Genomic DNA, 12409 nt, shown 5'->3' on the forward strand with positions numbered 1-12409 from the left:
CGGTGCGATCACTTCTTGCGCTTGCTCGGGCTCTGCTCGAGCGCCTTCTGCATGCGCGCGGTCCAGTCTTCGATCGAGAGCTGGCCGAGCGTCACTTCCTGCCAGCCGCGGGCGAGCGCGTCCGCTTCCTGGCCCGAGAGGATCACACCGGCATGCAGCGTCGGCTTCTTGATGATCTCGAGGATCTGGCTGAGGGCCGGCGAGTTCGGCAGGGCGGACGGATCGACATTCTTGTAGAGCGAGATGCCGCCGGCGACCTTGGTCAGGAGTTCGGCATTCTCGGGCCCCGCCATGAACTTCACGAAGCGGAAGGCCGCATCCTTCTTGTCGCTCCAGGACGAGACGCCGAAGACCGAGCTCTCGATGCCGGAGAACGAACCGGCGAGCGGTGCGTCGGCGACGAGGGTCGGCCAGCGCATGGCGCCGACATTCTCCGCGCCGAGCGCCTTGTCAAAGGCCGCCCAGTTCACCGCGTCGGAGATGATCGTGCCGGCGAAGGCCGCATTGCCGCTCTGGAAGAGGTCGGCGCCGTCGGGGAGCATGGTGATCGAGGGCGCGCTCGCATTGGCCCAGCCCTTCTGCGTGATCGAGGCGAGGCCCTTCAGGATGTTGACCATCTTCGGGTCGGTCCAGGGCATGTCGCCGGTGAGCATGGCGCGCATGTCGTCTTCGGTCAGGTAATTGCGCGCGACTTCCGGGAAGTCCCAATAGGCCGGGAAGATGCCGGAGAGGCCGAGCGCCAGGCAGGTCTTGCCGACCGATTTGATCTTGGCGCAGGCCGCGTCCATCTCATCCCAGGTCTTGGGCGGATTGGCCGGGTCGAGGCCTGCTTCGGCCAGGACCTTCTTGTTGTAGTACATGACGTTGCCCTGATAGCCGAAGGGCAGGCCATAGCAGCTCTTGGACGTATCGAAGTTCAGGCAGCCGCCCGAATAGGTGATCAGCTCCTTGCCGGCTTCGAGCACGTCGGCCGGCAGTTCGGCATAGGCGCTGCGCCGGTCATAAAGCTCGAGCCCGGCATTGTTCTCCATCACGTCCGGGCCGCTCTTGGTCGCGATATAGGGACCCTGCACCTCCGGATAGCGGTCGAACGGCACGGTCTCCAACTCGACCTTGATGTCCGGATTGGCCTTCTCGAAGGCCGCGACGAGCTGCTTCCAGTATTCGGCGCCGCCCGGCTCCCAGTTCAGAACCTTGATCGTGGTGACGTCCGCGGCATGGGCGGCGGGTGCCAGCGGAGCGACGAGGGCGGCCGCGCCGAGAAAGCTGAATGCCGTCGCGGCGAGATGCCGGCCGATCCCGCCTTTCCGCGATGAACTCGAGTTCATGGGTGGTCCCTTTCGAAAGGTGTTCGTCGTTTTGCTTTTGGGCGCAGCGGCCCTGATCCGCTGCGCAGTCGCCGGCTTGGCTTGACGATGTCTTGGCCTGGCGATCGGGGAGAACGCTAGCATGAGAGTTTCGTGTGTAAAAGCACAATTTCGAATACGAAATTGTGGTGGCCCTCATGCAGATGGCCAAGCGTCGACGCCGGGCCGCGTGACGCGTCCGGTTGCTCAAGCTTCTGATAGGAAAGGAAGATCGGCGCGGCGCTGCCGCGCCGCGCTCTCTTATGGGAGACTCAGATCGCCTCGGGCACCACGCCGCCGAGCCGGCTGGAGGCGAGGCAGGCATCCACCAGCGCCATGGTGCGGATGGAGTCGTGCACGTCGGTGTCGAGCACGGCGTCCTCACCGGCGGCGAAGCGCTGGAGATTGGACATCACGGCGCCGAAGGCATCGGGCACCCGCTCGCCGACCAGCGGTACGGTGGTCCAGTCGCCGCCCTCGACGATCATTTCCAGCTTCTCGGGATGCGGCTTCACATAATCGATGAGATAGCCGAGCTCGAGCCGCGCGCAGCCCTTCGTCCCCTCGACGCGGATCGTCGCCTCGACGTGCTTCGGGCCGTAATTATAGGTGTGGTTGAGCGACAGGCAGCAGCGCGCCGCCGCGCCATAATCGAGGATGATCGAGGAGCGGGCATCCTTGAGATCGGGATAGCGCGGATGCGGCACCGCCTTGGCATAGGCGCTTTGCGGCTCGCCGAGGACCGAGCGGATCCAGTCGAGATAGTGGATCGAGTGCAGTGGGATCTCGACCGCATGCATGCGCGGAATGAATGCCCACAGCTCCCAGGGCATGTAGACGGCGAGATGTACCTCGAGCTCGACGATGTCGCCGAGAAGGCCGCGCCGGACCGCGTCGCGGATCGCCAGCATGGAGGGCGTGAAGCGGAGCTGGAAGTTGACGGCGGCCGTGATCGAGCGCGCATCGACGGCGCTCACGATCTGCCGCGCCGCTGCCAGATCGCGGCCGAGCGGCTTCTGCACCAGCGCGACGCTGCGCTCGGGCAGCTGCGCGACGGCGGGCAGGATCGCGTCGGGCGGCAGAGCGAGATCGAAGATGCCGTCCGGACCCGTCGCCGCAATGGCGGCCTCGAGCGTTTCGTGCACGACGGGCACGCCGAAGCGCTCCGCCACCTCGCGCGCCTTGCCGCCGTCGATATCGAAGATGCCGGCGACGGGCAGGCCGATCTTGCGATAAGCCGGCAGATGCGCGTCCTGCACGATGCCGCCGGCGCCGATGATCGTGATCGGCCGCGGCCGGCTCGGCATGGGCCAGCTTTGCTGCAGGCTTTGCAGCAGGGCGCCCACCTCCGCGATCTGAGCAGCCGACATCCGTGCCTCCTTCACCGTTCCGATGCGTCCGGCCCGGATTGGAGATATATCACTGACAAAAGTCAACGTTGATATTTGATAGAACATCCCCCATCCTCGTCCGGTCAGGCCGCGCGAGCAGGGAGCGAGAGGGAGCATGCAGCGTCAGGATTTCGTGTCGATCGGCGATCGGCTGGCGGTCGTTGGGGGTGAACGCCACCCGCATGCGCTGCGCCGCCTTCGCGAGACCTTTCCGAACCTCGTGGTGATCGCCGCCTCCGAGGCGCCCGCGCAGACGCCGCGTCTCGAACTTCGCGAAGATGCGTCCCTCGCCGAGGGCGCCTTCGGCATCGTGGTCCAGCCGGGCGACACGCCTGTGATCCGCCTTCGCGGCGGCCCGTTCTCCGGCGTCATCTACGGCATGGAGGAACTGCTGGCGAAGGGGCTCTGGCAGGCCGGCGGCCTTGCCGTTCCCGCGGAGCCCCTCTCCGGATCGCCGGGTCTTGCCTATCGCGCCTGGTGGACCTGGGATCATTCGACGAACTGGGAACTCTCGCAGATCGGGCATCAGGAGATCGGCGTTTTCAATCCCTATGGCAAGCCGCCCGCCGGCTTCCTGGCCGACTACAAGCGCGCCGTCGATTTCGCGAGCCGCAACCGCATCGCCGCGATCATCATCTATGGCTTCCTGCGCGATTCGCATGGCGGCATCGCTGCCGCGCAGGAGCTCTGCCACTACGCCAATGAGCGCGGCGTGCGCATCATGCCGGGCATCGCCGTCGGCGCCTATGGCGGCGTCTATTGGGAAGGCGAGCACCGCTACAATCTCTCGACCTGGCTGCGCGGCCATCCCGATATCGGCTCGGCGCTGGAGAAGGGCGTCGGCTTCCAGATCGCCGATCTCGATTTCCCGCTCTCCTTCCCGCGCTCCGACTATACCGTCGCCGCCTGTCCCTCGCGGCCGGAGACGATGGCCTGGATGACGGAGGCCGTCTCCTGGCTCGCCGAGACCTTCGCGATCGGCGGCATTAATATCGAGAGCGGCGATTATGGCGTCTGCGGCTGCGCCCGCTGCCGGGCGCGGCGCGGCGAGCGCGAGGATGGCAGCCGCCGCGCCGGCGACCTCGAATCCTGGTCCTATGCCGACATGGCCGATAATTTCCCACGTCTCATGGACGCCGCGCGCGCCAAGCGCGACGATCTCTGGCTCTATTGCGAGCTGCAATGGGACAATCTGCTCGATCCGAACGCCCATGGCGCGCTGGCGGGCATGCCGGAGGGCGGCATCTACCAGCACACGCTGAACCGCAGCTACTGGAACCGTCTCGAGGCCACGCTGTCGCGGGACTATGTCGCGCGGCTGCCGACCAAAACCAACATCTTCCGCTGCCAGTTTGCGAGCCAGTGGAACGGCGACCGCCGTACCGAGCGCTATGCGTTCAACGGCCGGGTGTTCTCGGATATGTGCCGGAAGGCGGCGGCGACCGGCGTCGAAGGCCTGACCGTCTGGGGCGAGGCCTCGCCCTATAATGCCCCGACCGAGCTCAGCTATCTCGCCTTCGGCCGCTTCGGCTATGATCCCGCGCTCGACTGGGAGACCTTCCTCGACGCGGATGTCGCCCCGCTCCTGGGCGGGCGCGCTGCCGCCGATCGGTTCATCGCGATCGCGGAGGAAACGGACGCCCAGGCCGAACTGCCCGAGACCCGGCTGAAGGCGCTGGCGGGCGAGGCGCTGGAGGGCGCGCGCTCGGGCGATGACGATGTCGCGCGGCGCTGGCTCAGCCTCGCCGACCGCATCACCCGCCGCCGCTACATGGGCACCTGACGATGGCCGCGCGCCTCTATGACGGGCCGATCGTCGATCCGCACATCCATCTGTGGGATCGCGCGCTCAAGCGCCACGCATGGCTGGACGGTGCTAGCGAAGCCCCGCTCGTCCGCGACCAGATGCCGGCGGACTATTGGCAAGCTGCCGCGGGGCAGAACGTCGTGGCGACCGTTCATGTCGAGGCGAACTGGGATGCCGGCGATCCCTATGGCGAGATCGCCTGGCTGGATGGTCTCGATCGCAGCGGCGGCATGGCGGCGCGCTATGTCGCCGGTGCGGCGCTGGCGGACCCGGCGGTGCCGGCCCTGCTCGAGCGCTATGGCGCGCACCCCGACGTGGTCGGCATCCGCGAGATTCTGAGCTGGCATCCCGACCGGGCCCGCCGTTTCGTCGAGACGCGCGACCGGATGGCGGATCCGGCCTGGCGCCGCGGCTTCGCCCGTCTCGCGGCGGAAGGTCTTTCCTTCGACCTGATGATCACGCCCTGGCAGGCCGATCTCGCCGTCCGCCTCGCCGCCGATTTTCCGGATACGCTGTTCGTCCTCAATCATTGCGGCAGCCCGATGGATCGCGACGTCGAGGGCCTCGCGCGCTGGCGAGACGGGCTCTCCACCCTGGCGGCGGCGCCCAATGTCGCGGTGAAGATCTCCGACCCCGTCGCCTATGACGCGGACTGGACGGTCGAGAGCCTGCGACCCGTCGTGCTCGGCTGCATCGAGGCGTTCGGGACGGAGCGGGCCATGTTCGCCAGCGACTATCCCGTCGTGGCGCTGAACGCGTCCTTCGCCGACATCTATGACGCGTTCCGCACGATCGTCGCCGATTTCACGCCCGACGAGCAGCACGCGTTGTTCGCGGCCAATGCGCAGCGCGTCTACCGTCTGCCGGAGCTGGCCTGATCCCTCAGGGGCAGGCGGCGCCCGATTGCGCCCAGGCGGTGACGAGCGCGCCGGCCTTCTTCTGTGTGCCGGGGGCGGGCGTGCGGCCATAGCCGGGCGCCCAGGCCCAGCCGACCAGCGTATCCTCGCCGATATGCTCGATCAGATCGTCGAGCGAACGGCCGCCATTGCGCGCGGGATCCTTGATCTGGACGCAGATCTCGTGGAGCGACTTGCCTTCCCAGGCCATCGAGGCCGGCGCCAGATGCCAGGCCGGGTGGCCGGGAATGCGTCCGGGTTCGAAGTTGGCGCCCTGATGGCAGGTCGAGCAGCGCATGCTTTCGAGCCCGAAACCGTCGGCGCCGCGAAAGACGGGCGGCTGGTGCGGGCGTCCCTCGTCACCCTGACGCGGACGATTGCCGGCGGGATGGCAGTTGACGCAGCGCGGATTGGTCAGGACCTTGCCGAGCTCGGTGAAATAGGCGGCCGAACGCTGCTGCGGATCCGCGATCGCGGCGAAGCTCGCGGGATCGGCGAGATCGCCGGGCGCCGCGGACGAGACCGCCAGGCCGGTGGCGGCGAAAGCGAGCGCGTTCGTTGCAATAACGGCCGCGGCGACGAGCGCGATGCCCGGGATCGGCTTCATCCGGCATCTCCCGTCGCGTCCGCAGGATCGAGATAGCGCGTGGGATCGGCGAGGATCACCGCGCGGACCGCCTGATGATATTTGACATAGCCGGTGCAGCGGCACAGGTGCCCGTCGAGCGCCTCGGTGATGACGCGTTCGAGATCGGCGCGGGCGACCTTGCTGCGCTCCAGCCTTTCGAGCAGCACCTGTCCCTCATTCAGGAAGCCGGGGGTGCAATAGCCGCACTGGAAGGCGAAGTGCTCGACGAAGCTCGTCTGGAGCGGCGAGAGCGCGCCGTCCCGCGCATGCCCCTCGACCGTGCGGATCGCCTTGCCGTCGAAATTCACGGCCGGTACCACGCAGGTCGGGCTGGTATGGCTGGTCCCGTCGGCCTGGTCGATGATCACCGCACAGCTGAGGCACTGCGCCGCGCCGCAGCCGAATTTGGTGCCGGTGAAGCCGAGATATTCGCGCAGGAAATCATTCATGGTGAGGTCGTCGCGCACGTCCATCGGGCCGTGGTCGTGACCATTGATCCGGACCGCGAGCTTCGTCATGCGAGAACGCCCTTCAGCATGTCGGCCGTCACCGGCAGCGACTGGAAGCGATGACCGGTGGCATCGCTGATCGCGTTGAGGAGCGCGGGGACGACCGGGATCATCACCACCTCGGCCATGCCCTTCGGCGCTTCCTTCGGCGAGATCGGCGGCAGCACCTCGACGTCGAAATCATGCAGCGGCAGATCCGATCCGCGGGCGACCACATAGCGGCCGAGATTCCATTGCCCGTTGCCGGGCCCGTCCTCATAAGGCGGCAGGGTCTCCAGCAGCGCATAGCCGACGCCCATGGCGAAGCCGCCATGCGCCTGGCCGAGCACGACCTCCGGCGCCAGCATCGGCCCGCATTCGAGCACGCTATAGGCCTTCGCGATCCTCAGCGCTCCCGTGGCGCGCTCGATCTCGATGCGAACCAGCGTGCCGCAGAGCGAGGTGAAGGCCGTTCCGATGCGGTTATAATCCGTCGGCGGGAAGGCGACGGCCGTCCGCTCGAGCCGTTCGAACGGGCCGGAGCCGCGGCGAAGCGCCAGCGCATCGATGTCGGCGGTCCATTCGTTGCCGTCGATGGCGAAGCTCGCCTGCGACCAGGCCCAGCGCGAAAAGGCATGCGTCATGGCGCCGGTCACGCCGCCCATCGCATGCGCCCGCGCGGCGATCTTGGGCAGCGGCAGCGGCGAAAGGCCGGACATCAGCAGATGCTCGTCCTGCCAGAACGCCTCGGCCCATTGTTTCGAGCGCGGATCGGACGGCGCGATGCCCCAGAGGTCGAGCGCGGCCGGCCAGAGGCCGAAGCGGAAGATCACGCGCGCGGCCTCGGCACTCGCCTGCGTCCCGACATGGGCGCCGATCGAGGCGCTCGTCGCCGAACTGATTTCCGGCACCCAGCGCGGATCGCGCGCCGCCTCGTCCTGCGCCGCCTGCGTGATGCTGTAGGGATCGCCGGAGGTCACCAGAGCGAGCGCATCGAACACGTCGACCTGCGCCACGGTGACCTCGTCGGCGACGCGGCCGACATGCATCGCGACCCGGTTGGCAAGGGCCGTCCCGATGCCATTGCCCATCTCGACCGCATCGGCATGGATCGAGACACGGCCCTCCGGGTCGATCGCGACCGTCCCGAGCGCGCAATCGGCGCCGGTGCCGAAATCCTTGGTCGCGCAGGCGACGCCGGTCCCGACCAGGAAGCCGGGGCGTGCCGCTTCCTTCTCCGCGGCGCGCTGGCGCCAGATCGGGTGCTGTTCGAGCTTGTCGAGGATTTCGGGCGTGCGCACCGACACCGAATAGGGATTGCCGGTCATGGTGCGCCCGCCGGTCTTCAGCGCATTGCGGCGGCGCAGCTCGATCGGGTCCATTGGCAGCGCCGCGGCCAGTTCGTCGACCAGAACCTCGAGCGCCGTCATGGTCTGCAGCGCGCCATAGCCGCGCATCGAGCCGGCCGTGACACCGCGCGAATGCCGCGCGACCGTGGTGACGTCCACCTTCGGCACGTCATAGATGCCGAGCGCGCCGGTTGCCCCGACGACCGCGACGCTGGGCGAATAATTGGCGAGCCCGCCGCCATCGAGTTCATGATCGGCGGCGAACGCGGCCATCAGGCCGCTCGCCCGATCGACGCCGATCCGGGTCGTCATCTTGAAGGGATGCCGCTTGATGCCGCCCTGGAACTGCTGGAAGCGATCATGGGCGAGGCGGACGGCCTTTCCGGGAAAGAACATCGCCGCGAGCGCGACATAGAGCGGAAACGGCGTGTGATCGCGGCCGCCGAACCCGCCGCCGACATAGGCGAAGTTCGTGTCGATGGCGGCCGGCCGGTGCTGGACATCGGCCTTGCTGAGCAGAAAGGCGATGGCTTCGGCGGCTTCGAGCGGCGATTGGACGCCGAGGACAAGACTGAGCCGGCCGCTTGCGGGATCGAACCAGGACAGCCCGGCCTCCGGCTCGAGGAACATCGGATCGACCGATTGGGTCTCGAAGTCCCGCTCGAGCACGAGCAGGTCCGGATCGCTGCCGGCGAGCAGCGCCCGCACGGCCTCGCCATGCTGCGCCCCCGTCACATATTGACCGCCCTCGGGAACCGGGAGCGGGCGCCAGATCGGCCGTCCCGAATCGTCGGTGAATCCGGGACTGATCCAGCCTTCCTGAAGGGGCGAATAGACATCGGGCGAATCGGGTGTCGGGCCGGCGATGCGGGTGAAGCGGAAGGCGCCGTAGTTCGGCTTCTGGAGCGGCCCGGTCTTGTCGCCGAAGCGCAGGAAATCGCCGTCCCTGAGCGCGAGGCGCGCCCGGTCGAAATCGTCGAAGTGCTCGAAGACGAGCAGCGCGACGGGCTCGCCGAGATAGGCGGGAGTCTGCCCCACGGGCGAGAAGAGGTTGCCGGCATAGAAGGGCGGTGCGTGGATGCCGGCGGCGGCAATCCCGGCCGATGTCAGCACGACGGCCGGCTTCGCAATCGAGGCCAGGCGGTCGATGTCCAGCCCCTCGTAGAGCCGGTCGGCATGCGGGGTGCGCACGAGCAGCGCGTGGGCGGTATCCGCCGGCCAGCCGGGCAGGTCCGCCGCGCGGAAATCCGACGCATAGAGCTTCGCCCCGGTGACCTTGGCGACGCCGTCGACGCGGCCGAGCGGAGGCCGGCGGACGCCGCGTCCCGGCAGCGTCTCGCGCGCCAGAAACGGCGGCTGCTCTGCCGCCATGAGCGGCGCCACGGTGAGGGCGATGCCGCTTGCCGCCGTCAGCTTGATGAAGTCGCGTCGCGACGGTCTCATCTTCCCCCCGGAGAGCCGACCGCGAATTTCAGCCGTCACGTGGCCGATCGGGACCGCGGAACCTTCGAAAAAGCCTAGCATGGCCTCGACGCCACTGCACGCCGCGCCGCAACACGATGGAGCCCGTGCAGTCAAAAGAAACGGCGCCGCCCGGTAGAACCGCGCGGCGCCGTATTTCGTGCGGGAGAATTACTTCAGGAATTCACCGACATTGGCGGCCGTGACGCGGTCGAGACCCGTATAGATGATCTTCTCGACCTTCTCGCCCTTCTTCAGCTTGAGCAGGGTCTGGATCGCGACCTCGCCCATCTCGTAGGGACGCTGGCCCACGAGCGCATTGGCGTAGCCGTCCTTCAGCAGCTGCAGCTGGACCGGCAGCGTGTCGGCGACGACGAGCGCCACCTTCTTCGACTCGACGTCGGCCTTGAACGGCTCGACGAAGTTCTTCCAGCCGTCGGGCGCGAACATCGGCCAGCCGCCGACCGGCACGATCGCCGCGATGTCGGGATTGGCGGTCTTGAGATCGCCGGCCTGCTGCACGGCGAGCGTCACGTCGTCGTTGCAGAAGGTCGGCGAGCCGGGAACTTCCGTCCACTTCGAGCCCTTGAGGGCCTCGCGCACGCCGTCGACGCGCTCGGCAAGGTTCGGCGCGGCGGCGCCGCCCGAGATCATGCCGTAGGTGCCGCCTTCGGGCTTCAGCTTCAGCAGCTCTTCGCCGAGCGCCTTGCCGAATTCCTTGTTGTTGGTGCCGACATAGGCGGCGCGCTTCGAATCCGCTGCGTCGGAATCGAAGGTGATGACGGCAATGCCGGCATCCACCGCCTTGTTGATCAGCGTCGTGGCCGCGGCGGCGTCGGAGACGGAGATCGCGAGGCCGTCGACGCCCTGCGTGATCAGGTCGTCGATGATCTGCGCCTGCGTCGCCGGCTCATGCTCGACCGGTCCCTGATAGATGCAGGTGACATTGCCGAGCTTCTTCGCCTCGGCCATGCAGCCGTCGCGCGTGAGGTCGAAGAAGGGATTGTTCATCGCCTTCGGCACGACCGCGAACTTGTAGCTGTCGGCGGCATGGCTGGCGCCGGCAAAGCCGACCGAGGCCAGGGCGGCGACGGTCAGAACCTTCAATATCTTCATGTTTCTCCTCCACGTTTCGTCTTCGTCCGGATCGTTGTCCGGACACGCTTGCTCCGGGCGGCCGGCGGCCGCCCGCTCGCTCCGCTTGCCGGTCTTCTAGCCGCTGCGGAGAGATCTGAAGCGGTCGACGAGGACCGCTGCGACGATGATGCAACCGACGAGTGTCTGCTGCCAGTAAGGGTCGACGCGGGCGAGCACGAGCCCGTTGCGGATGACTTCGATCAGGATGCAGCCGATGATGGCGCCCGAAGCGCCGCCTATGCCGCCGGCGAGGTTCGCGCCACCGATGACGGCCGCCGCGATGATCGTCAGCTCATAGGCGGTGGCGAGGTTGGCCGGCGCGGAGCCGAGCCAGCCGGAGATGATGATGCCGTTGAAGCCGGCCGCGAGCGCGCAGATGACGTAGACTTGGATCTTCACCCGGTCGACGGCGACGCCCGTGAGCTTGCCGGCCGCCTCGTTGCCGCCGATCGCATAGACGTGCCGACCCCAGGCCGTGTGGTTCAGCGCCACCCACATCGCGAAGGCGGCGATGATCAGATAGACGAAGCTGATCGGCATGCCGGCGAGCTTGCCCGAGGTGAGCGCGAGGAACAGCTCCTTGTCGGGCCCGGCCGGCGCGGTGCCGCGGCCGAAGGTGGCGACATAGGTCAGGCCGCGCACGATCGAGAGCGTGCCGAGCGTCGTCACGAAGGGCGACAGCTTCAGCTTGGCGATGGCGAAGCCATTGGCGAAGCCGATGATGCCCGCGGTCGCAAGGCCGGCGAGAAGCGAGATGATCAGCGCCGAGCCGGGGAAGGGATAGAACCCGGCATTGTTCAGCGTCACCATGGTCAGCGACGTCGTCGTCGCCGTCAGCGCCATGGTCGAGCCGACCGAGAGGTCGATGCCGCCGGTGATGATGACGAGCGTAATGCCGAGCGTCGCGATGGCGATGAAGGAGAAGTTGCGGGTGATGTTCGAGATGTTGCCCGCGGAAAGGAAATTGGGCGAGGCGAAGCTCATCACAACGATCAGCACGATGAGCGCGAGGCCGACATAGGCCGTCTGGCTGGCCAGGAAGCCGCGCTGCCAGAAGCGGGTGCGGCGCACATTGGAGAAATTCTGCACGGTCTCGGCCATCATGCCACCTCCAGCGCGCCGGTGATGAGCGCCGTCACCTCTTCCGGCGACGTGTTCGCGATCGGCTTGTCCGCGACCTTGGTGCCGCGCCGCATGACGATCACGCGCTCGCAGACGGCGAACACGTCGGGCATGCGGTGCGAGATCAGGATCACGGCGATGCCGGCGTCCCGGAGGCGGTTGATCAGCCCGAGAACCTCGGCGACCTGACGCACGGAAATCGCCGCGGTCGGCTCGTCCATCAGGATCAGCCTTGCGTCCGAAAGGCGGGTGCGGGCGATCGCCACCGCCTGGCGCTGGCCGCCCGACATCAGCCGCACGAGGTCATCGGCGCGCGTCTCGGATTTGAGTTCGGCGAAGAGCTCGGCGGCGCGCGCATTCATGGCGCGGTGCCGCAGCAGGCGGAGCGGCCCGAGGTTATATTTGAGCTCGCGCCCGAGGAAGATGTTGGCCGAAGCGGTCAGATTGTCGGCGAGAGCGAGGTCCTGATAGACGGTCTCGATGCCGAGGCGCCGTGCTTCGCCCGGCGAATGGATGTGGGCCGCCTCGCCGCCGAAGCTGACATCGCCGGCGCTCGGCTGGTAGATCCCCGATATGATCTTGACCAGCGTCGACTTGCCGGCGCCGTTATCCCCCATCAGGCCGACGATTTCTCCCGGCTCGATCGAGAATGACACGTCATTCAGCGCACGGATGGCGCCGAAATCCTTTCGGACATTGTGCAGTTCGAGTAACGCCAACAACTCCTCCCTCGTTGGCTGTCGCTTTCACGCGCTATGATTTTCAGTGGGTCGTAGAGCCTCTC

The 12409-nt window shown here is 67.3% G+C and carries 10 protein-coding genes; 2 read left to right on the forward strand and 8 right to left on the reverse strand.

Features of this window, described 5'->3' with window-relative positions; all coding sequences use genetic code 11:
• Positions 1–8 precede the first annotated feature (8 nt).
• Entirely contained in the window at positions 9–1328 is a 1320-nt protein-coding gene (locus tag GGR25_RS11805) for an ABC transporter substrate-binding protein (RefSeq protein ID WP_183398985.1), read from the reverse strand.
• A 290-nt stretch (positions 1329–1618) separates the two neighbouring features.
• A complete protein-coding gene (locus tag GGR25_RS11810; RefSeq protein ID WP_183398986.1) occupies positions 1619–2716 on the reverse strand; it encodes a Gfo/Idh/MocA family protein in 1098 nt (365 codons plus the stop codon).
• A 136-nt stretch (positions 2717–2852) separates the two neighbouring features.
• Here GGR25_RS11810 and GGR25_RS11815 point away from each other — a divergent pair, with 136 nt between their 5' ends.
• Complete coding sequence (locus GGR25_RS11815) at positions 2853–4520, forward strand: hypothetical protein (RefSeq protein ID WP_183398987.1); 1668 nt, start codon at positions 2853–2855, stop codon at positions 4518–4520.
• A gap of 2 nt (positions 4521–4522) precedes the next feature.
• A complete protein-coding gene (locus GGR25_RS11820; protein ID WP_183398988.1) occupies positions 4523–5422 on the forward strand; it encodes an amidohydrolase family protein in 900 nt (299 codons plus the stop codon).
• Between the two features lie 4 nt (positions 5423–5426).
• Here the strand turns inward: GGR25_RS11820 and GGR25_RS11825 are convergent, their stop codons facing one another.
• From GGR25_RS11825 to GGR25_RS11850, 6 genes are all read right to left on the reverse strand, one after another.
• The gene (locus GGR25_RS11825) at positions 5427–6047 is read right to left on the reverse strand and encodes an Isoquinoline 1-oxidoreductase subunit (protein ID WP_183398989.1); all 621 of its coding nucleotides are present in this window, start codon (positions 6045–6047) and stop codon (positions 5427–5429) included.
• The gene (locus tag GGR25_RS11830; protein WP_183398990.1) at positions 6044–6586 is read right to left on the reverse strand and encodes a (2Fe-2S)-binding protein; all 543 of its coding nucleotides are present in this window, start codon (positions 6584–6586) and stop codon (positions 6044–6046) included. The genes GGR25_RS11825 and GGR25_RS11830 overlap by 4 nt, the downstream gene beginning before the upstream one ends.
• Positions 6583–9348, reverse strand: a complete 2766-nt coding sequence (locus GGR25_RS11835; protein WP_183398991.1) for a xanthine dehydrogenase family protein molybdopterin-binding subunit — start codon at positions 9346–9348, stop codon at positions 6583–6585. Before GGR25_RS11835 ends, GGR25_RS11830 begins: the two co-directional genes overlap by 4 nt.
• Before the next feature lie 189 nt (positions 9349–9537).
• Positions 9538–10482, reverse strand: coding sequence for a sugar-binding protein (locus GGR25_RS11840; protein WP_183398992.1), 945 nt, complete (start codon positions 10480–10482; stop codon positions 9538–9540).
• A 96-nt stretch (positions 10483–10578) separates the two neighbouring features.
• Positions 10579–11607 (reverse strand): ABC transporter permease, encoded by a 1029-nt coding sequence (locus GGR25_RS11845; protein WP_183398993.1) that lies wholly within the window; start codon positions 11605–11607, stop codon positions 10579–10581.
• Positions 11604–12344 carry an ATP-binding cassette domain-containing protein gene (locus tag GGR25_RS11850; RefSeq protein ID WP_183398994.1) on the reverse strand — a complete coding sequence of 247 codons (741 nt, stop codon included), beginning with the start codon at positions 12342–12344 and terminating at the stop codon, positions 11604–11606. Before GGR25_RS11850 ends, GGR25_RS11845 begins: the two co-directional genes overlap by 4 nt.
• Between the last annotated feature and the right edge of the window lie 65 nt (positions 12345–12409).

The organism is Kaistia hirudinis, assembly GCF_014196455.1.
Classification (GTDB): domain Bacteria; phylum Pseudomonadota; class Alphaproteobacteria; order Rhizobiales; family Kaistiaceae; genus Kaistia; species Kaistia hirudinis.